Source organism: Roseateles sp. P5_E4, from assembly GCF_054049255.1.
Genome location: NZ_JBFUMS010000002.1, coordinates 691290 through 711327, shown reverse-complemented (window position 1 = coordinate 711327; position 20038 = coordinate 691290). Strand labels below are relative to the sequence as shown.

General features: G+C 67.5%; 18 protein-coding genes. 2 read left to right on the top strand and 16 right to left on the bottom strand.

Annotated features, from left to right (window positions below; genetic code table 11):
• Positions 1 to 29: 29 nt before the first annotated feature.
• From ftsZ to ACXJLH_RS05805, 16 genes are all read right to left on the bottom strand, one after another.
• Positions 30 to 1268, bottom strand: coding sequence for a cell division protein FtsZ (ftsZ, locus tag ACXJLH_RS05880; protein WP_056202920.1), 1239 nt, complete (start codon positions 1266 to 1268; stop codon positions 30 to 32).
• 81 nt (positions 1269 to 1349) lie between these two features.
• Complete coding sequence (gene ftsA, locus ACXJLH_RS05875; RefSeq protein WP_056202917.1) at positions 1350 to 2579, bottom strand: cell division protein FtsA; 1230 nt, start codon at positions 2577 to 2579, stop codon at positions 1350 to 1352.
• An 8-nt stretch (positions 2580 to 2587) separates the two neighbouring features.
• Positions 2588 to 3415, bottom strand: a complete 828-nt coding sequence (locus tag ACXJLH_RS05870) for a cell division protein FtsQ/DivIB (protein WP_457442905.1) — start codon at positions 3413 to 3415, stop codon at positions 2588 to 2590.
• Positions 3412 to 4389 (bottom strand): D-alanine--D-alanine ligase, encoded by a 978-nt coding sequence (locus tag ACXJLH_RS05865; RefSeq protein WP_457442903.1) that lies wholly within the window; start codon positions 4387 to 4389, stop codon positions 3412 to 3414. The genes ACXJLH_RS05870 and ACXJLH_RS05865 overlap by 4 nt, the downstream gene beginning before the upstream one ends.
• Positions 4386 to 5774: a UDP-N-acetylmuramate--L-alanine ligase gene (murC, locus tag ACXJLH_RS05860; RefSeq protein ID WP_457442901.1), complete on the bottom strand. Its 1389-nt coding sequence runs from the start codon at positions 5772 to 5774 to the stop codon at positions 4386 to 4388. Before murC ends, ACXJLH_RS05865 begins: the two co-directional genes overlap by 4 nt.
• Entirely contained in the window at positions 5771 to 6844 is a 1074-nt protein-coding gene (murG, locus tag ACXJLH_RS05855; protein WP_457442899.1) for an undecaprenyldiphospho-muramoylpentapeptide beta-N-acetylglucosaminyltransferase, read from the bottom strand. The genes murC and murG overlap by 4 nt, the downstream gene beginning before the upstream one ends.
• Positions 6841 to 8097 carry a putative lipid II flippase FtsW gene (ftsW, locus tag ACXJLH_RS05850; protein WP_457442897.1) on the bottom strand — a complete coding sequence of 419 codons (1257 nt, stop codon included), beginning with the start codon at positions 8095 to 8097 and terminating at the stop codon, positions 6841 to 6843. Before ftsW ends, murG begins: the two co-directional genes overlap by 4 nt.
• A complete protein-coding gene (murD, locus tag ACXJLH_RS05845; RefSeq protein ID WP_457442895.1) occupies positions 8094 to 9776 on the bottom strand; it encodes a UDP-N-acetylmuramoyl-L-alanine--D-glutamate ligase in 1683 nt (560 codons plus the stop codon). The genes ftsW and murD overlap by 4 nt, the downstream gene beginning before the upstream one ends.
• 4 nt (positions 9777 to 9780) lie before the next feature.
• The gene (gene mraY / locus ACXJLH_RS05840; protein WP_056202895.1) at positions 9781 to 10959 is read right to left on the bottom strand and encodes a phospho-N-acetylmuramoyl-pentapeptide-transferase; all 1179 of its coding nucleotides are present in this window, start codon (positions 10957 to 10959) and stop codon (positions 9781 to 9783) included.
• Positions 10949 to 12331, bottom strand: coding sequence for a UDP-N-acetylmuramoyl-tripeptide--D-alanyl-D-alanine ligase (locus ACXJLH_RS05835; protein ID WP_457442893.1), 1383 nt, complete (start codon positions 12329 to 12331; stop codon positions 10949 to 10951). The genes mraY and ACXJLH_RS05835 overlap by 11 nt, the downstream gene beginning before the upstream one ends.
• A complete protein-coding gene (locus ACXJLH_RS05830) occupies positions 12328 to 13794 on the bottom strand; it encodes a UDP-N-acetylmuramoyl-L-alanyl-D-glutamate--2,6-diaminopimelate ligase (protein ID WP_457442891.1) in 1467 nt (488 codons plus the stop codon). The genes ACXJLH_RS05835 and ACXJLH_RS05830 overlap by 4 nt, the downstream gene beginning before the upstream one ends.
• Positions 13794 to 15581 (bottom strand): peptidoglycan D,D-transpeptidase FtsI family protein, encoded by a 1788-nt coding sequence (locus ACXJLH_RS05825; RefSeq protein ID WP_457442889.1) that lies wholly within the window; start codon positions 15579 to 15581, stop codon positions 13794 to 13796. Before ACXJLH_RS05825 ends, ACXJLH_RS05830 begins: the two co-directional genes overlap by 1 nt.
• Positions 15578 to 15841: a cell division protein FtsL gene (ftsL, locus tag ACXJLH_RS05820; RefSeq protein ID WP_457442887.1), complete on the bottom strand. Its 264-nt coding sequence runs from the start codon at positions 15839 to 15841 to the stop codon at positions 15578 to 15580. Before ftsL ends, ACXJLH_RS05825 begins: the two co-directional genes overlap by 4 nt.
• An 80-nt stretch (positions 15842 to 15921) precedes the next feature.
• The gene (rsmH, locus tag ACXJLH_RS05815) at positions 15922 to 16878 is read right to left on the bottom strand and encodes a 16S rRNA (cytosine(1402)-N(4))-methyltransferase RsmH (RefSeq protein WP_457389192.1); all 957 of its coding nucleotides are present in this window, start codon (positions 16876 to 16878) and stop codon (positions 15922 to 15924) included.
• Positions 16879 to 16889: 11 nt separating this feature from the next.
• Positions 16890 to 17321 carry a division/cell wall cluster transcriptional repressor MraZ gene (locus tag ACXJLH_RS05810; RefSeq protein WP_056203596.1) on the bottom strand — a complete coding sequence of 144 codons (432 nt, stop codon included), beginning with the start codon at positions 17319 to 17321 and terminating at the stop codon, positions 16890 to 16892.
• Between the two features lie 145 nt (positions 17322 to 17466).
• Positions 17467 to 17709 (bottom strand): hypothetical protein, encoded by a 243-nt coding sequence (locus ACXJLH_RS05805; protein WP_157282013.1) that lies wholly within the window; start codon positions 17707 to 17709, stop codon positions 17467 to 17469.
• A gap of 42 nt (positions 17710 to 17751) precedes the next feature.
• On the opposite strand from ACXJLH_RS05805, the gene ACXJLH_RS05800 reads away from it, so the two are divergent.
• Together ACXJLH_RS05800 and ACXJLH_RS05795 are read left to right on the top strand one after the other, a co-directional pair.
• On the top strand, positions 17752 to 19308 hold the full coding sequence (locus ACXJLH_RS05800; protein ID WP_457442886.1) for a methyl-accepting chemotaxis protein: 1557 nt from the start codon (positions 17752 to 17754) through the stop codon (positions 19306 to 19308).
• A gap of 40 nt (positions 19309 to 19348) precedes the next feature.
• Entirely contained in the window at positions 19349 to 19936 is a 588-nt protein-coding gene (locus ACXJLH_RS05795; RefSeq protein WP_457442884.1) for a chalcone isomerase family protein, read from the top strand.
• Positions 19937 to 20038 lie beyond the last annotated feature (102 nt).

Sequence of the window (20038 nt, the reverse complement as noted above, 5' to 3'; positions counted from 1 at the left end):
GGCTCGCCCTTCTTAGGATCAGCGACTGATCAGTCTGCCTGCTTGCGCAGGAAGGCCGGAATCTCGATCTCGTCCATGCCGTTGGACGACAGGGCCTCGACCTTGGCCGCAGCACTGCCCGAGCGGCCATGGCGCCAGACGCTGGGCACATTGGCGTTCGCAAAGTCACCCAGGCCGAGGCCGACATTGGCCTGCTGGCCCGTGGCCGGCGTGGCCATGGCCACGGCCTGCGTCAGCACAGGCATGCCGTCGGTACCGTTGCGCACCACCTGCTGGGTCTGCACGACCTGCAGCGGCGCCTGCTGGCGGGCGCGACCGGCCGTCAGGCCGGTGGCGATGACGGTCACGCGCAGCGCGTCGCCCAGGCTCTCGTCGTAGGCGGTGCCGAAGATGACGTGCGCTTCATCCGAGGCGTAGCGCTTGATCGCGTTCATCGCGTTGCGCGACTCGCTGAGCTTGAAGTTGCTGCGGCCCGCGGCGATCAGTACCAGCACGCCACGCGCACCGGAGAGGTCGATGCCTTCCAGCAGCGGGCAGGCCACGGCCGCTTCGGCGGCCTTGGCGGCGCGGTCCGGGCCGGTGGCTTGCGCCGTGCCCATCATGGCCTTGCCGGGCTCGCTCATCACCGTCTTGACGTCTTCGAAGTCGACGTTGACCAGGCCGGGGATGTGGATGATGTCGGAAATGCCGCCAACGGCGTTCTTCAGCACGTCATTGGCATGCGCGAAGGCTTGATCCTGCGTGACATCGTCGCCCAGCACATCGAGCAGCTTGTCATTCAGCACGACGATCAGCGAGTCGACATTGGCCTCGAGTTCAGCCAGGCCGGCATCAGCCGCCTTGGCGCGCCGGCCGCCTTCGAAATCGAAGGGTTTGGTGACGACGCCGACCGTCAGGATGCCCATTTCCTTGGCAACCCGGGCAATCACCGGCGCAGCACCCGTGCCGGTACCACCGCCCATACCGGCGGTGATGAACAGCATATTGGCGCCGGCGATGGATTCGCGAATGCGGTTTTCGGCCTCTTCAGCCGCCGCCTTGCCCATTTCGGGTTTGGCTCCAGCGCCGAGGCCGGAGGTGCCGAGTTGCAGCAACTGGTCGGCCTTGGACCGATTCAGCGCCTGCGCGTCGGTATTCGCGCAGATGAATTCCACGCCTTGAACGCCCTGGGCGATCATGTGGTCCACGGCGTTGCCGCCGCCGCCACCGACCCCGATCACCTTGATTTGGGTGCCTTGGTCAAACTCTTCGATCATCTCGATGGGCATATCAAACCTCCTACTGCAATTGTGCCGTGGCACAGATAGATTGACTAGTTGCTGAAACAAATTTTTCGTAATTCGTGGGGGTCAAAAATTCCCCATGAACCAATCCTTGACCCGGCCGAGCAGGGTTTGCACCGAGCCAGCCTGCTGCGCTGCCTTGAAACCCCGGCTGCGTGACAGCCGGGCCTCCTCCAGCAGGCCCATGACGGTGGCCGATCGGGGGTTGGCAACCATGTCGTAAAGGGCCCCCGAATAGGTGGGCAGGCCGCGGCGCACGGGTTTCAGGAAAATATCCTCGGCGAGTTCCACCATGCCCGGCATGACGGCCGATCCACCGGTCAACACGATGCCGGAGGACAGCAATTCCTCATACCCGCTCTCACGAATGACCTGATGCACCAGGGAAAAGATTTCCTCGACGCGCGGCTCGATGACGCCGGCCAGCGCCTGCTTGGACAGCATCCTGGGGCTGCGGTCGCCCAGGCCCGGCACTTCCACCTGGTCGGAGGGGTCGGCCAGCAGCTGCTTGGCGACGCCATATTCGACCTTGATTTCCTCGGCGTCCTTGGTCGGCGTGCGCAGCGCCATCGCGATATCGCTGGTGATCAAGTCGCCCGCGATGGGGATGACGGCGGTATGGCGGATCGAGCCGCCGGTGAATATCGCCACATCGGTCGTGCCGGCGCCAATATCGACCAGCGCAACCCCCAGGTCGCGTTCGTCGGCGGTCAGGGCGGCATGGCTGGAGGCGCTCGGGTTCAAAACCAGCTGATCCACTTCCAAACCGCAGCGCCGCACACATTTGACGATGTTTTCGGCCGCACTCTGCGCGCCGGTCACGATATGGACCTTGACCTCCAGCCGGCCACCGCTCATGCCGACGGGCTCCTTCACCTCATGGCCGTCGATGACAAATTCCTGCGGCTCGACCAGCAGCAGGCGCTGGTCGTTGGGAATATTGATGGCCTTGGCGGTTTCGACGACGCGGGTCACATCGACCGGCGTGACCTCCTTGTCGCGCACGATGACCATGCCGGTGGAGTTCTGGCCGCGGATATGGCTGCCCGTAATCCCCGTGTAAACCCTAGATATTTTGCAGTCGGCCATCATTTCGGCCTCTTTCAAGGCCTGCTGGATGGACTGGACGGTGGCGTCGATATTGACGACGACGCCGCGCTTCAAGCCATGCGACGGCGCCACCCCCAGGCCGGCAATGCGCAAATCCCCCCCCGGCAAAACCTCGGCCACGACGGCCATGATCTTGGCAGTCCCAATATCCAGCCCGACGACCAAATCCTTGTATTCCTTGGCCATGTCCGTCCTCAACGTTTTCTATTTACGGGTTTCCCCGGGGTGTTCGTCGTCACGCCGCGCAGCTTGACCGCGTAGCCGTCGGCGTGGCGCAGGTCGGCGGACAGCAGTGGGCTGCGGTAGGTCGCCGTGACCTGCGTGATGGATTGGGCGAAGCGGCCGAAGCGCTCGACCACGTCGGTCTCGCTGCCGCGGCCCAGTTCGACAACGGCACCGCTGCCGAGCGTCGCGCGCCAGGAGCCGCGGCCCGACAGGTCCAGGCGGTCGATGCCCTCGCCGAGTTTTTCAGCGGCCGGCGACAGGGCCCGCCACATCTGCAGCATCGCGCCGGCCGTCTGCGCCGGGCCGGCGAGCACAGGCAGGGTCTCGTCCTCGACGTCGCCGAGATTGGCCTGGAAGACTTCGCCGAAGCTGTTGACCAGGGCCCGTTCGGCCGCGGCCTCGGTCGCAGAGTCAGCACCATCGGTGCGCGCCTCCCAATAGGCGGCGGCCCGGTGTTCCTCGAGATTGACCCGCAGCCGCATCGGCCAGACGCGCGTCAGTTGCGCGCGCCGCACCCAGGGCACAGCCTCGAAAGCGGTACGACCGTCCTTGAGGCTCATGCTGAGAAAGGAGCCGTGCAGACGCGGCAGGGCATTGGCGCGCAGCGAGGCGACGCTGTTGCGGCTGACATCGCCTTCGACCTGGATGGCGCGCAGGTTGAACGCCGGCAGGCGCACCACCCAGCGCAGCACACCCCAAGCGGCGGTTGCCACCAGCGCAGCCACGAGCAGCGCCGACACCGCATTCATCAGGCGGATGTCGGACGGCAGCGCGGCGGTGGCGGCGGCGGAGTTCACGTGATCAGGCGATCCAGCCGAGCCTGGGCCAGCAGCCACAGGCACAGATGCGGGTAATCGACGCCCACGGCCTGCGCGGCCTTGGGCACCAGCGAATGCGACGTCATGCCCGGGCTGGTGTTCATCTCCAGCAGGAAGGGCCTCATGTCGGACTTGCGCAGCATCAGGTCGGCGCGACCCCAGCCGCGGCAACCGAGCAGGCGATAGGCATGCAGCACGAGGCGACCGATCTCGGCCTCGAGTGCAGCGGGCAGCGAGCCGAACAGGTACTGCGTCGTATCGGTCTCGTACTTGTTCGCGAAGTCGTAGTTGCCGGCCTCGGCGCGGATCTCGATGACGGGCAGCGCGACGGCGCCCTCGCCTTCACCCAGCACGGCACAGGTCAGCTCGGGCCCTTCGATGCATTGCTCGAACAGCAGCTCATCGTCAAAGCCCAGCGCCAACTCGACAGCGCCCTGCATGTCGGAATAGCCAGCGGCCTTGGTGATGCCGATGCTCGAACCCTCGTGCGGCGGCTTCACGACGACGGGCAGGCCGAGCGTGTCGGGAATCGTGCGGATGCGCTCGCGAGTCAGTTCGGCGCGGGACAGGGCCAGGTATTGCGGCGTCGGCAGGCCCTCGTTGGCCCACAGCCGCTTGGTCATGGTCTTGTCCATCGCAACGCCGGAGGCCGTCACGCCCGAACCGGTGTAGGGAACGCCCAGCCATTCGAGAGCGCCTTGGATGGTGCCGTCCTCGCCGCCGCGACCGTGCAACGCGATGAAGGCACGATCAAAGCCCTCGTCCTTCAGGGCTTGCAACGGACGTTTGGCGGGATCGAAGGCGTGCGCATCGACGCCGATGGATTGCAGCGCGGCCAGCACGCCGTTGCCGCTCATCAGCGACACCGGCCTCTCGGCACTGTGACCACCGAAGAGCACGGCAACCTTGCCGAGCGCCTTGGCATCGATGTTCAGATCGACAGGCGACTTCATGCTGCGCCTCCTTGGAAATGCGCCGCGACGCGGCCCGGCAGGCTGCTCATCGAGCCTGCTCCCATGCCGATGACGACATCGCCATCGCGGGTCAACGTGGCCAGCGCCGCCGGCATGTCGGCCACGCCGGCCACGAAATTCGACGTGCCCACGGCCTGAGCGAGCGCCTCACCGGTCGCACCTTCGATGCGCGCCTCGCCGGCCGAGTACACCTCGGTCAGCAGCACGACGTCTGCGCCGCCCATCACTCGCACGAAGTCGGCAAAACAGTCCCGCGTGCGCGTGTAGCGGTGCGGCTGGAAGGCCAGCACCAGGCGGCGGCCCGGGTAGGCGCCGCGTGCGGCGGCCAGCACGGCGGCCATCTCGACCGGGTGGTGGCCGTAGTCGTCGACCAGTTCGAAGCGGCCGCCATCGCCCGCCGGCCATTCGCCATGCTTCTCGAAGCGGCGGCCGACGCCGGAGAAATTCTTCAGTGCCCGCTGGATGGCCTCGTCCGGGCAGTCCAGCTCCATCGCGATGGCGATGGCCGCGAGCGCATTGCGCACGTTGTGCTCGCCGGCCAGATTGAGCAGCACGTCCAGGTCTTCGGCACCCTCGCGCTGGCAGCTGAAGCGCATCTGCGCGCCGGCCAGCGCCTGCACATCGACCGCGCGCACGCCGACACCCGCGGACAAGCCGTAGCTGACGACCGGCCGCTCGATGCGGCCGAGGATGGCCCGCACGCCCGGGTCGTCGGCGCACACCACCGCCGCGCCGTAGAAGGGCATGCGGTGCAGGAATTCGATGAAGGCGTCGTGAAGCCGCTCGACCGAATGACCATAGGTGTCCATGTGGTCCTCGTCGATGTTGGTGACGACGGACAGCACGGGGCTGAGCTTCAGGAAGGAGGCATCGCTCTCGTCGGCCTCGACGACGATGAACTCGCCCTTGCCGAGGCGCGAGTTGGCGCCGGCGGCGTTGAGCTTGCCGCCGATGACGAAGGTCGGGTCCAGGCCGGCTTCGACGAGGATGGCGGTGACCAGCGACGTCGTCGTCGTCTTGCCATGCGTGCCGGCGATGGCGATGCCGCGACGCAGCCGCATCAGCTCGGCCAGCATGACGGCGCGCGGCACGACCGGCACCTGGCGACCGCGAGCCGCCTGCACCTCGGGGTTGTCAGCGGCGACGGCGGTGCTGGTGACCAGGGCCTGCGCTTCGCCGATATTGGGCGCGGCGTGGCCGATCTCGACCCGCAGGCCCAAGGCCCGCAGTCGCTCGGTCGTCGCGCTCTCGACGGCGTCCGAGCCGCTGACCGTGAAGCCCAGGTTGTGCAGGATTTCGGCGATGCCGCTCATGCCGGCGCCGCCGATGCCCACGAAATGCAGTCGTTGAACCGCGTGCTTCACTTCAGCATTCCTTCGATTTCATCGGCCACACGAGCGGCGGCCCGAGGACGAGCCAAACCACGGGCCTTCTCGCCCATCGCGAGCAAGGCACTGCGGTCCAGGCCGCTCAACAGTTCATGCAGCTTGGCCGGCGTCAGTTCGCCCTGAGGCAAATGGATGGCCGCGCCGTGCTGAGCCATGAAGACGGCGTTGTCGCGCTGGTGCGAGGTCGTGCTGACGACCAGCGGCACCAGCACCGCCGCGCAGCCGGCCGCGCAGAGTTCGCTGACGGTGATGGCGCCGGCGCGGCAGACGACAACGTCGGCCCAGGCCAGCGCCGCTGCCATGTCGTCGATGAAGGGGCGCACTTCCGCCGACAGGCCGGCATCGGCATAGGCCTGCCAGACGGCGCCGAGATGGTCCTGCCCCGACTGGTGCAGCACCAGCGGCCGCTGTTCCTCGGGCCACAGCGCCAGCGCCTGCGGCACCGCCTGGTTCAGCGCGCGCGCACCGAGCGAGCCGCCCAGCACCAGCACATGCAGCGGGCCGGACCGCTCGGCCATGCGCTCGGCGGGCGCAGCCAGTGCTTCGATCTCGGCGCGCACCGGATTGCCGCTGACGACAGCGCCCGACGTCGAAGCCGCCGCCGCACCGTCGAAGCCGAATGCAATCCGGCGCGCAAAGGGTTTCAACGCGAGGTTGCTTTTCAGCATCGCCGCATCGGCATTGACCAGCATCAGCGGCCGGCCAGTGAAGGCGGCGGTGAGGCCGCCCGGCAGGCAGACATAGCCGCCCATGCCGAGCACGGCCGTCGCATGGCGCTGCGCATAGACGCGACGCGCCTGGCCCAGCGACTTGAAGAACCCGACGATGCCGCGCAGCGCATGCTTCAGCCCCTTGCCGCGCAGGCCGGCAAACGGCAGCGCATCCAGCTCGATGCCACGTGCCGGCACCAGGCGGTTCTCCATGCCGGTCGGCGTGCCGATCCACGACACGGTCCAGCCGCGGCGCTGCATTTCCTCGGCGACCGCCAGGCCGGGAATGATGTGGCCACCGGTGCCGGCGGCCATGACGACCAGGTGCCGCGTCATGACCTGCCTCCGCGCATCATCTGCCGGTTTTCCAAGTCGATCCGCAGAACAACGGCCAGCGCCACACAGTTCATCAAGATCGCCGACCCGCCAAAGCTCATCAGCGGCAGCGTCAGCCCCTTGGTCGGCAGTGCGCCCAGATTCACGCCCATGTTGATGAAAGCCTGGCCGCCCATCCAGATGCCAATGCCCTGGGCGTAGAGACCCGCGAACACGCGGTCCAGTGCGATGGCCTGGCGGCCGATGAGGAAGCAGCGGCGGGTCAGCCAGAAGAACGCAAGGATCACCACGGCCACTCCAGCAAAACCAAGTTCCTCGCCGATGACGGCGAGCAGGAAGTCGGTATGCGCCTCGGGCAGGTAGTGCAGCTTCTCGACGCTGCCGCCCAGGCCCTGGCCCAGCCACTCGCCGCGGCCGAAGGCGATCAGGCTGTGCGTCAGCTGGTAGGCCTTGCCTTGGGCGTACTTCTCGTCCCAGGGGTTCAGGTAGGCAAAGATGCGCTCGCGGCGGAACTCGCTGAAGGTGATCATCAGCGTGAAGGCGCCCACCAGCACCAGCGTGATCAGCAGGAACATGCGGCCGTTGACGCCACCCAGGAAGAGGATGCCCATCGCGATCGCCGCGATGACCATGAAGGCGCCCATGTCGGGCTCGGCCAGCAGCAGCAGGCCGACGAAGGCCAGCGAGATCGCCACCGGCGTGACGGCCTGGAAGAAGTTCTCCCGGGCGTCCATCTTGCGCATCATGTAGTTGGCCGCATACAGCGCGATGCCGAACTTGGCGAGTTCGCTGGGCTGGAAGTTCATGACGCCCAGCGGGATCCAGCGACGCGCGCCATAGACGACCTTGCCGATGCCGGGAATCAGCACCGCGACGAGCAGCACCAGCGCCACGACAAAGACCCAGGGCGCCCAGCGCTCCCAGATGGCGACGGGGATCTGCACGGTGACCAGGCCCGCCACCAGCGCAAAGCCGATGGCGATCATGTGGCGCGTCAGGAAATGCGTCGGTAGGTATTTGGCGAAGCGCGGGTTGTCGGGCAGCGCAATGGAAGCCGAATAGACCATCAAGAGGCCAAAGGCCATCAGCGCGAGCACGACCCAGACCATGGTGATGTCGAAGCCCTGCAACTGCGTGGGGCGGCCGGCCGAGGTCGACACCCAGTCGCGCACGGGCACGCTGGCGTCCTCGGCGTCGCCCTTTTTCCACAGCGATTGCAGCCTGGCGGCGAACCCGCCCAGCACCGCGTTCATAGGGCCACCCCCCGCTCGTCGGCGAGCTGCTGCACCGTGGCGACAAAGACCTCGGCGCGATGGGCGTAGTTGCGGAACATGTCCAGGCTGGCGCAGGCGGGGGACAGCAGCACACTGTCACCGGATTGCGCCTGGCTCAGGCACCAGGTCGTCGCTGCTTCGAGTGTGTCGTGGCGCTGCATGGGCACACCCGTGCTGGCCAGCGCCGCTTCGACCTGCGGCGCATCGCGGCCGATCAGCGCCACGGCACGGGCATGCCGGGCGACGCCGTCGGCCAGCGGCGCGAAGTCCTGACCCTTGCCGTCGCCGCCGAGGATGAGCACCAGCTTGGCCGGTGCGCGGTCGGCACCCAGGCCAGAGATGGCGGCAACCGTAGCGCCCACATTCGTGCCCTTGGAATCGTCAAAGAACTCGACGCCGTCGATGCTGCCCACGGGCTCGACGCGATGCGGCTCGCCGCGGTATTCGCGCAGACCGTGCAGCATGGGTGCCAGCTCGCAGCCGGCGGCGCAAGCCAGCGCGAGTGCAGCAAGCGCGTTCGCGGCGTTGTGGCGGCCCCGCACGCGCAGCGCGTCGGCCGGCATCAGGCGCTGGATGATGAGCGGTTCTGCCTCGTCGTTCTTCTTGCGCTTGATCGTCGGGTCCAACTCCAGGGCGCGCACCAGCCAGGTCAGGCCGCCTTCATCGACCAGGCCGAAATCGCCTGCGGCCTTGGGCGGGTTCAGGCCAAAGCGCACGACATGGCGCGACACCGTGCGGCCGGGCTTGCCGCGGCTGCCCTTGACGAACACCGGCGCCGGAACCAGCCCTTCGACCTCGGCGTCGTCGCGGTTGGCAACGATGACCGACTCGCGGCCGAAGATGCGCGCCTTGGCGCGGCCATAGGCGGCCATGTCGCCATGCCAGTCGAGGTGGTCCTGGGTCAGGTTCAGCACCGCGCCGGCCGTGGGTTCGAAGCCGTTGACGCCATCGAGCTGGAAGCTGGACAGCTCCAGCACCCAGACCTCGGGCAGGGTCTCGAACACCGGGCCGCGCGGCGGCGGCGGGTCAATGGGCAGCGGCGTGTCCTCGTCGGGCAGAACCGCGGCCTCTTCCTCAGCGCTCTCTTCAACCGGCGTGTCTTCAATCGTCTCGGCAGCGGCCTCGGCCGGCGTTTCGACCGGCGCCGGATCGGGCTCCTTGGCCAGGGCCTCGGTCAGCGTGTCCAGCAGCGTCGGGCCGATATTGCCGGCGATGGCGACGCGCCTGCCGGCGCGCTCGACCAGCAGGCCGGTCATGCAGGTCGTGGTCGTCTTGCCGTTGGTGCCGGTGATGGCGAGCACGGCGGGTGCGTAGCCGTGCTGGGCCTTCAGCGCGGCCAGCGCGTCGGCAAACAGGTCCAGCTCGCCCCGCACTGCGGGGCCGTGCGCGTAGACAGCCGCAAGGCGTGCATCCAGCGGCGACAGGCCCGGACTCTTCAGCACGGCATTGAAGCTGGCTGCAATGTCTGGCGTCAGTTCGCCCGTGATGAACTCAGCGCTATCGCCCAGCGCTGCGAGCTGCGGCGGCTGCTCACGCGAGTCCCACACTGTGACCTTGGCGCCGAAGCTCGCGCACCAACGCGCCATCGCCAGGCCGGAGTCACCCAGGCCCAGCACGAGCACGCGCTGATCGACGAGTTGCGGCAGGTCCAGCTTCATGCGGTCACCGCAGCTTGAGGCTGGCCAGGCCGACGAGGCACAGCAGCATCGTGATGATCCAGAAGCGGATGACGACCTGGGTCTCGTTCCAGCCGCTCTTCTCGAAGTGGTGGTGCAGCGGCGCCATCTTGAAGATGCGCCGGCCCTCGCCAAATTTCTTCTTCGTGAACTTGAACCAGCTGACCTGCAGCATCACGCTCAGCACTTCGGCCACGAAGATGCCGCCCATGATGCCGAGCAGGATTTCCTGGCGCGTGATGACGGCCAGCGTCCCCAGGCCACCACCCAGCGCCAGCGCGCCGACGTCACCCATGAAGACCTGGGCCGGGTGGGCGTTGAACCACAGGAAGGCCAGGCCCGCGCCAGCCATCGCGGCGCAGAAGATCAGCAACTCGCCGGCGCCCGGGATGTAGGGCAGCAGCAGGTATTTGGAGAACACCGACGAGCCGGTCAGATAGGCGAACAGGCCCAGGGCGGAACCGACCATGACGACCGGCATGATGGCCAGGCCGTCCAGGCCGTCGGTGAAGTTGACCGCGTTGCTGGTGCCGACGATGACGAAATAGGCCAGCGCCACGAAGCCCCAGACGCCCAGCGGCATGCTGATGGTCTTGAAGAAGGGGATCAGCAGGTCGGCCTTGGGCGGCAGCTCGGTAGAGAAGCCGCTGGACACCCAGCGAAAGAACAGCTGCACGACGCCGAGGAATGACGTCTCCGACACGCTGAACGCGAGATAGAGGGCCGCGAACAAGCCAATCAGCGACTGCCAAAAGAACTTCTCGCGGCTGCGCATCCCTTCCGGATTCTTGTCGACGACCTTGCGCCAGTCGTCCACCCAGCCCACGGCGCCGAAACCCATGGTGACCAGCATGACGACCCAGACGAAACGATTGCTCCAGTCGAACCACAGCAGCGTCGACACGCCGATGCCGATGAGGACCAGCACGCCGCCCATGGTCGGCGTGCCGGTCTTGGCCAGGTGCGTCTGCACGCCATAGGCGCGAACGGGCTGGCCGATCTTCATCTCGGTCAGGCGGCGGATGACCCAGGGCCCGAAGGCCAGGCCGATCAGCAGCGCCGTCATCGCGGCCATCACGGCGCGGAAGGTGATGTACTGGAACAGGCGCAGGAAGCCGAGGTCGGGGTAGAGACCCTGCAGCCACTGGGCGAGGCTAAGCAGCATGCGAATCTCCAGCTTGAAGGGCAGCGACCACTTGTTCCATCTTCATGAAGCGCGAGCCCTTGACCAGGGTCTGGGCCACGCTGGGTTGTTCTGTGAGGGCTGCAATGAGCGCGGCCGTGTTGTCGAAGGCGCGGGCGCCCGGGCCATAAGCCGCTGCGGCGTCACGGGCGGCGCCGCCGGCCGTCCAGAAATGGGCGATGCCGCGCTCGGCCGCATAGGCGCCCACCTCGCGGTGGAAGGCCGGACCGTCATTGCCCACCTCGCCCATGTCGCCGAGGATCAGCCAGCCCTCGCCCGGCATGCCGGCCAGCACGTCGATGGCGGCGCGCACGCTGTCGGGATTGGCGTTGTAGCTGTCGTCGATCAGCGTACGGCCGCGCGCATCGGTCTTCAGTTCCGAGCGGCCCTTGACGGCGCGGAAGGCTTCGAGGCCTTGGGCAATCGAGGCCAGCGGGGCGCCTGCGGCCAGCGCGCAGGCGGCCGCCGCCAGCGCGTTGCGCACGTTGTGCTCGCCGGCCATGTACAGCGCGACCGGCGCGGTGCCTGCGGGCGTGTGCAGCTCCAGCGCCCAGTGCGTACCGATCCAGGCTGCGTCGCCCGTCACGTCGGCCTCGCCACGCAGCGCAAAACTCAGGTGCGGGCGCGAACCGGCCAGCTCCAGCCAGATCGGCGCGCAGGCGTCCTCGGCCGGGAAGACGGCGCAACCGCTGGCGGCCAGCGCCCCGATGACCGCGCCGTTCTCGCGCGCCACGGCCTCGACCGTGGCCATGAATTCCTGGTGCTCGCGCTGCGCGTTGTTGACCAGGGCCACCGTCGGCTGCGTCATCGCGGCCAGCGGTGCGATCTCGCCAGGGTGGTTCATGCCCAGCTCGATGACGGCGGCGCGGTGGCTGGTCTCGTCGTCGTGGCGCAGGCGCAAAAGCGTCAGCGGCACGCCGATGTCGTTGTTGTAGTTGCCTTCGGTAGCCAGGGCTGCATCGCCGACCCAGGCGCGCAGGATGCTGGCGATCATCTGCGTCGTCGTCGTCTTGCCGTTGCTGCCCGTGACGGCAATGACGGGCAGTTGCTGCTGGCGGCGCCAGGCGGCGGCGAGTTGGCCGAGGGCCGCTTTCGCATCGGCGACAAGCAGGCCCGGCAGGCCCGCTTCGGCCAGACCGCGTTCAGCCAGCGCGGCAACGGCGCCCGAAGCCTTGGCTTCGCCAAGGAAGTCGTTGGCATCGAAGCGTTCGCCGCGCAACGCGACGAAGAGGTCGCCCGCCCGCAGCGTGCGCGTGTCGCTGTGCACGCGGGCGAGGCCCGTCGCGCCGTCGCCGACCAGCGTCGATCCCGGCAGCAGCGCCTGCGCTTCAGCCAGCGTCAAAAACAGGTTCACAGACCCGCCCTTTCCAGCAGCGCCGCGCGCGCTTCGCCAACATCCGAGAAGGGCCGGCGCACGCCGTTCACTTCCTGATAGTCCTCGTGGCCCTTGCCTGCAATGAGCACGATGTCGCGCGAGCCGGCATTCATCACCGCGGCCCGGATCGCTTCCTCACGGGCCTCGACGACGATGGCTTCGGGCGCGGCGACCGCGACGTCGGCCATGATCTGTGCCGGCGCTTCGGTGCGTGGGTTGTCGGTGGTGATGACGACGCGACCCGACAACCGGGCGGCGATGGCACCCATCTGCGGCCGCTTGCCGCGGTCGCGGTCACCACCGCAGCCAAACACGCAGACCAGCTCGCCGCCACGCGCCTGGGCCAGGCCCTGCAGGGCGGACAGCGCCTTGTCCAGGGCATCCGGTGTGTGCGCGTAGTCGACAACCACCTGGGGCAGCTCCCGGCCATTGCCGACACGTTGCATGCGGCCCGGCACCGGCGTCACGCGGCCCAGCACGCGCGCCACGTCGGCCAGGGCAGAGCCCTGGGCGCGCAGAGCGCCGGCCACGCCGAGCAGGTTGGCCGCGTTGTAGTCGCCGATCAGACTGGTCTGCACCGGCAGGGCTTCCTCGCCCTCATGCAGCGTGAAGGCCAGGCCCTCGCCGGTGTAGTGCAGGCCACGGGCCGACAGGCGCGCGTCGCTGCGTGCGACGCCGGTGGTCCAGACATCGAGGGCGACCAACTCGGCGGCGAGGGCCTCGCCTTGCGGATCGTCAAGATTGACGACCGCGGCGCGCAGGCCGGGGAAGGCAAACAACGCACGCTTGGCCGCCCAGTAGGCATCCATCGTGCGGTGGTAATCGAGGTGGTCCTGTGTGAAGTTGGTGAACACCGCCACGCGCACGGCGCTGCCGGCCAGGCGTCCTTCATTGAGCCCGATGCTGCTGGCCTCGATGGCGCAGGCCGAGAAGGCCTCGTCGCGCATACGGGCGAAGGCCGCCTGCAGCAGCACGGGGTCTGGCGTGGTCAGGCCGTTGTAGTCCAGCTTGGGCGGCTCGCCGATGCCCAGCGTGCCGACGACCCCGCAGCGCTTGCCCAACTGCGCCGAGGCCTGGGCGATCCACCAGGCCGACGAGGTCTTGCCATTGGTGCCGGTGACGGCGATGACGTCCAGCGTGTCGGTGGGCTTGCCGAAAAAGGTCGCGGCGATCTCGCCGGTGCGGGCCTTCAGTCCAGGCAGCGAGGCCACACGCGCATCGACAAAGCCGAAGCGCTCGACATCGGCCTCTTCAACCAGGCAGGTGGAGGCGCCGGCTTCCAGCGCCGCCGCGACAAACTCGCGCCCGTCGCGTGCATAGCCGGGCCAGGCGATGAAGGCATCGCCGGGGCGGACCTGGCGGCTGTCGGTGCGCAGTGTGCCGGTGCACCATTCGGACAGCCAGCGAGCGGCGGCATCGGGGGACTTGAGGCGTGTCAGCATCAAAAGCTCTCTTCGACCGCGACGGCCTTCTGGTTGGCCACGATCTGGCTCTTCACGTCCAGGTCGGGCGGTACGCCGAGCAGGCGCAACGTCTGCGCGGTGACCTGGCTGAACACCGGGCCGGCGACCTTGCCGCCGTAGTAAACGCCCGCGGTCGGCTCGTCGACCATGACGGCGACGACGATGCGCGGCTTGCTGATGGGGGCGATGCCAACGAACCAGGAGCGGTATTTGTGGCTGGCGTAGCCGCGGCCTTCCTGCTTGTGCGCCGTGCCGCTCTTGCCACCGATGCTGTAGCCCGGCACCTGCGCCTCGGGCGCCGTGCCGCCCGGGCCAGCGGCGGCCTGCAGCATCAGGCGCAGGTCCTGCGTGACCTTGGGTGAGAACACGCGGATGCCGGCGATCGGATGGTCGTGCGGCTGGCGCAGCATGCTGACCGGGACGATCTCGCCGTCGCGCGCGAACACCGTGTAGGCTCGGGCCAGCTGGAACAGCGACGCCGACAGGCCGTAGCCATAGCTCATCGTCGCCTGCTCGATGGGCCGCCAGGTCTTGTAGGGACGCAGCTTGCCGGTCACCGCGCCGGGGAAGCTGATCTGCGGCCGCTGGCCCAGGCCGATGGCCGTGAACATCTCGTGCATCTCCCGCGGCTGCATCTGCATCGCGAGCTTGGTGGCGCCGATGTTGCTGGAGAACTTGATGACCTCGCGCACCGGGATCACGCCATGCGGCTTGGTGTCGCTGATGACGGCGCCCTGGAAGGCGTATTTGCCGTTGCCGGTGTCGACGAGACTGTCGGGCGTCGTGCGGCCGGTCTCCATCGACAGGCCGGCGATGAAAGGCTTCATCGTCGAGCCGGGCTCGAAGACGTCGGTCAGTGCGCGGTTGCGCAGCTGCTCGCCGGACAGGTTCTGGCGGTTGCCCGGGTCATAGCTCGGGAAGTTGGCCAGGGCCAGCACCTCGCCGGTCTGCGCATCCAGCACGACGACGGAGCCGGCCTTGGCCTTGTTCTCCGCCACCGCGTCGCGGATGCGCTGGTAGGCGAAGAACTGCACCTTGGAGTCGACAGACAGGTCGATGTCGTGGCCGTTGGCGGCGGGCACGACGTCGCCGATGTCCTCGACGACACGGCCCAGGCGGTCGCGCACGACCGAGCGCGAGCCGTCGCGACCCTGCAGCTCCTTCTGGAAGGCCAGCTCGATGCCTTCCTGGCCGCGGTCCTCGGCGCCGGTGAAGCCGACGACGTGCGCCGCGGCCTCGCCCTCGGGGTATTTGCGGCGGTATTCGCGGTCCTGGAACACACCCTTCAGACCGATGGCCTTCACGCGTGCGGCGGTCTCGTCGTCGGCCAGGCGCTTGAGCCAGACGAAGCGGGTCTCGGGGTTGAGCTTGGCCTCCAGCTCCTTGTTCGACACGCCCAGGGCCTTGGCCAGCGCGCGGCGCTTGTCGGCGTCGGCATCGACTTCCTTGGGGATGGCCCAGATCGACGGCACGGCCACGCTCGCGGCCAGCACCTGGCCGGTTCGGTCGTTGATGCGGCCGCGGCTGGCGGGCAGCTCCAACGTGTGGGCGTAGCGGGCCTCGCCCTGCTTCTGGAAGAAGTCAGTGTTCAGCACCTGCACCCAGACGGCTCGCGTGAGCAGGCCCAGGAAGGCCAGGCCGACGAGGGCGACCAGGAAGCGCGAGCGCCAGGGCGGCGTCTTGGACGCCAGCAGCGGACTGGTGGAATAGCTGACGCCACGACCCGAGCCGAGGGCGCGTGCGCCGGACTTGGGCGCTTTGCTCATTGGCCGACTCCCGAGGCAACCAAGGCCGGCGAGATCACGCGCATGCCCAGGCGCTCACGCGCAACCTGTTCGACGCGCAAGTTGGTCGCCTGCGCATGGCGCTCGGCGGCCAGGCGTTCGGCGTCGGCAGCCAGGCGCTGGCCTTCGGCCTTGGCCTTGTCGCGCTCGGCGAACAGGCGGCGCGACTCGTAGGCGCTGTGCACCAGCACAACGCCGCTGGCCAGCACGGCCAGGATGAGGATGAAGTTGAGCTTGGCCACGTCAGCGCCGCCCGGCAGCCCGAAGGCGCGGACGCACCCCCTCGGGGGGCAGTGAACGAAGAGAGCGTGGGGGCTTCATATCAGCGCCTGGAGGTGACGGGCGGCAGCGGCGCATCGGTGCGCTCCGCCACCCGCAGCACGGCGGAGCGCGAGCGCGGGTTGGCAGCCACCTCGGCGTCACTCGGTTTGACGCGGCCCAGCGCATTCAGGATCAGCGGCGCGGCTTCGGCGAACGGCGCGCGGCGGTCGAACACGGCCTTGCTGCGCTCGGCGATGAAGGTCTTGACGCGCCGGTCTTCCAGCGAATGGAAACTGATGACGGAGAGCCGGCCGCCGGCGCGAAGCAGGCGCAAAGCGGCGTTCAGGCCCTGCTCAAGCTCCTCAAGCTCGCCATTGACATGAATCCGAAGGGCTTGAAAGGTGCGGGTCGCCGGGTCTTGGCCGGGCTCGCGGGTCTTGACCGTGCGAGCCACGAGTTCGCGCAGCTCGTCGGTGCGCGTGAGCGGCGTGCCGGCTTCCCGGCAAGCAACAACCGCCTTTGCAATCTGTGAAGCAAACCGTTCTTCGCCATAGTCTCGAATCACTCGTGCAATGTCGCGCTCGTCGCCACGGGCCAGGAAGTCCGCCGCGCTCTGGCCGCGCGTCGTGTCCATGCGCATGTCCAGCGGGCCGTTGAAGCGAAAGCTGAAGCCGCGCTCCGGGTTGTCGATCTGAGGGCTGGACACACCCAGGTCCAGCAGCACACCATCCACCTGATGAACACCCAGCGCTGCCAGTTGCTCGGCCATGTCGGCAAAGGCGCTGTGGACGATGGAGAAGCGCGGGTCGGTGATGGCCGCCGCGGCGGCAATCGCCTCGGGGTCGCGGTCGATGGCGATGAGGCGACCTTCGGGCGCCAGCCGGGCCAGCAGCGCGCGCGAATGGCCGCCGCGGCCAAAGGTGCCGTCCACGTAGACGCCGTCGGGCCGCGCGAGCACGCCGTCGACCGCCTCATTCAGCAGCACGGTGGTGTGGCTGAACTGGGCGCTCTCGTTCATCTCGGCGCCCATCAGAAGCTGAAGTCCTTGAGCGCGTCGGGCAGCGGGCCGGCCATCACCTCGGCCTCGTGGGCGGCATGGGCTTCGGCATCCCAGAGCTCGAAGTGGCTGCCCATGCCCAGCAGCATCACGTCGTTCTTCAGCCCGGCGCTCTTGCGCAGCTCGGGCGAGACCAGCACGCGCGACGCCGAATCGATGTCGACGTCCATCGCGTTACCGAGGAAAACACGCTTCCAGCCCGAAGCCGACATCGGCAGGGCGGCGACCTTGTCGCGGAACAGCTCCCAGGTCGGGCGCGGAAACAGCATCAGGCAGCCATCGGGGTGCTTGGTGACGGTCAGGCGCCCCTGGCAGATCAGCTGCAGCACCTCCCGGTGTCGGCTGGGCACACTCAGGCGGCCCTTGGCATCTAAGGCCAAGTTGGAGGCACCCTGAAAGACGATTTCCGACACTTTTCACCACGAAACGACACTTCCTCCCACTTTAAGGGCCAGACCTCACCCGGTCAAGGTTCGGCACAAGTTTTTTCAATGAAATCAAGCACTTAGCAAGCGCTGTTAATTTATACAGCGCCAGTAAAAAATCTTGTTAATAAATAAGGACTTGCCTGGATATTGAGAAGTGCTGCTTGAAGTGATGGGCGTTTGCGATGTGGCGTTTGCCCCAAGGTTGAATCGCCCGCCCCAGGGCCACCGTCGCAAGCCATGTCTGACAGGGTTTTGCCGCACAAATCACGGCAAGCCTCGCCGGCTGGCCGCTCAGAATGCACTCGCCCCGGGTGATTTCTGCTGAAATTTCATGCTGTTTCAGCCCCTTCAGCCAAGAACTCAAACCGGGGGCTCCTACCAAATATCAAAACCGAGGCAGCCCCCAATGAATTTCTTGTCCCATATGCGCATCGGACAGCGCCTCGCGGCGGGCTTTGCCGTCGTGATCGCCTGCCTGGTGACGATGGCCGGCCTGGGCTATTTCGGCATTCAGACCCTCAACGGCGAGATCAGCCAGTTGCTGAGCACCGACTACAAGGCCGTGGCACTGGCCAACAAGGCCAAGGGCGAACTGGGCGACGCCGTGCGCGGCATGATGACGACGCTCATCATGAGCGGCGAAGAACAGATCAAGAAGGAGCTGGACACGGTTGCCGCCCAGATGGCCGCGCATGAAAAGACCATGGCCGAGCTGGAGCCGCTGCTGACCGACGAGGCCAGCCAGGAGCAACTCAAGGCCGTCAAGGAAGCCCGCGCCAAGTTCCTGCCGGCTCAGGCGTCGTTCGTGAAGACGGTGGCCTCCGGCGATACCGAAGGGGCGCCGCTGAAGTTCCAGTTCTCGGTGCGCGCGGCCCAGATCAAGTACATGACCGCGCTGGAGAAGCTGGTCGAGGCTCGCAACGCCGGCATGGATGCGGCCGGCGAGAAGTCCAACCGCGTGGCCAACAAGACAGCCCTGCTGCTGCTCGGCCTGGCCGTGGCCGCCATCGCCGCCAGCGTGCTGACCGGTGTGTTGATCACGCGTGGCATCGTCAACCCGCTGCGCGGCGCGGTCGCTGTGGCACGCAAGGTGGCGTCGGGCAACCTGACCAGCGAGATCGAGGTGCGCAGCCGCGACGAGACCGGCGAGCTGCTGCAGGCCCTGCATGACATGAACGAGAGCCTCAAGGGCATCGTCGGCCGCGTGCGCGAGGGCACCGAGTCCATCGCGTCGGCGTCCAGCGAGATCGCCAGCGGCAATATGGACCTTTCGGTGCGCACCGAGGCTCAGGCCGCATCGCTGGAGCAGACGCTGTCGGCCATGAAGACGCTGACCGACGCGGTGCAGCAGAACGCGCAGAACGCCCAACAGGCCAATCAGTTGGCCAAGGCCGCCTCGCAGGTCGCCGGCGAAGGCGGCGCCGTGGTGGCCAAGGTCGTGACGACCATGGGCAGCATCGACGCATCAAGCAAGAAGATCGTCGACATCATCAGCGTCATCGACGGCATCGCCTTTCAGACCAACATCCTGGCCCTGAACGCCGCCGTGGAGGCCGCGCGGGCCGGCGAGCAGGGCCGCGGTTTTGCCGTCGTGGCTGGCGAGGTGCGGTCTCTCGCCGGCCGCAGTGCCGACGCGGCCAAGGAGATCAAGCGCCTCATCAGCGATTCGGTCGAGAAGGTGGCCCAGGGCAGCCAGCTCGTCGCCCAGGCGGGCAACACCATGCAGGGCGTGGTGGCGAGCGTGCAACGCATGACCGACATCATGGGCGAGATCACCCATGCCAGCGCCGAGCAGAGTTCCGGCATCGAGCGCGTCACGCATACCATCCATGACATGGACAAGAGCACGCAGCAGAACGCCGCACTGGTGGAAGAAGCCGCCGCTGCAGCCGACTCGCTGCGCGATCAGGCCCATGGCCTCGAGGAGGTCGTCAGCCTCTTCAAGCTCGAGGCGGCGCGCTGAAGGCGCGATCATCCCCATCCCCAAAAGATCAGGAGACTGCATGAAGACGAACGACGCCAGCCGATGGATTGCCGGCTTGGGCCTCGCCCTCGGTCTGGGCGGCGCAGCGCAGGCCATCGAAGTGGCCGGCCTCAAGTTCGACGACACCGTCAAGGTCGCCGGCAAGGAATTGAAGGTCAACGGCGCTGGGGTGCGCGTGCGCATCGTGGTCAAGGTCTATGCCCTGGTGCTTTACCTGCCGGAGAAGAAGGACACGACGGCCGGCGTGCTGGACACCCAGGGCCCGCGCCGCTTCAGCCTCGGCCTGCTGCGCGAGGTGACCGGTGACGACCTGGGCCAGGCCTTCATGGCTGGCATCACGGCCAACACCGACAAGGCCGAGCGCTCCAAGTTCGTCAACCAGCTGGCCCAGTTCGGCGAGGCCTTCGTCAACATCCCGCAGGGCAAGAAGGGTGACGTCATCACCGTGGACTGGATCCCGGACACCGGCACCGTCATGGCCCTGAACGGCAAGCCCATCGGCGAACCGATGAAGGACGTCAATTTCTACAATGCCATCCTGAAGATCTGGCTGGGCGACAAGCCCGTCGACTCTTCGCTCAAGCCCGCCCTGCTGGGCAAGGGCTGACGCTCGTGCACCACGAAACGCGCCACGTCGCCACGCGTCGTGGCGCGTTTCGCTTTGGACTCGCCAATCTCATGGCAGCATGAGCGCCGCCCGGCCGCCCGA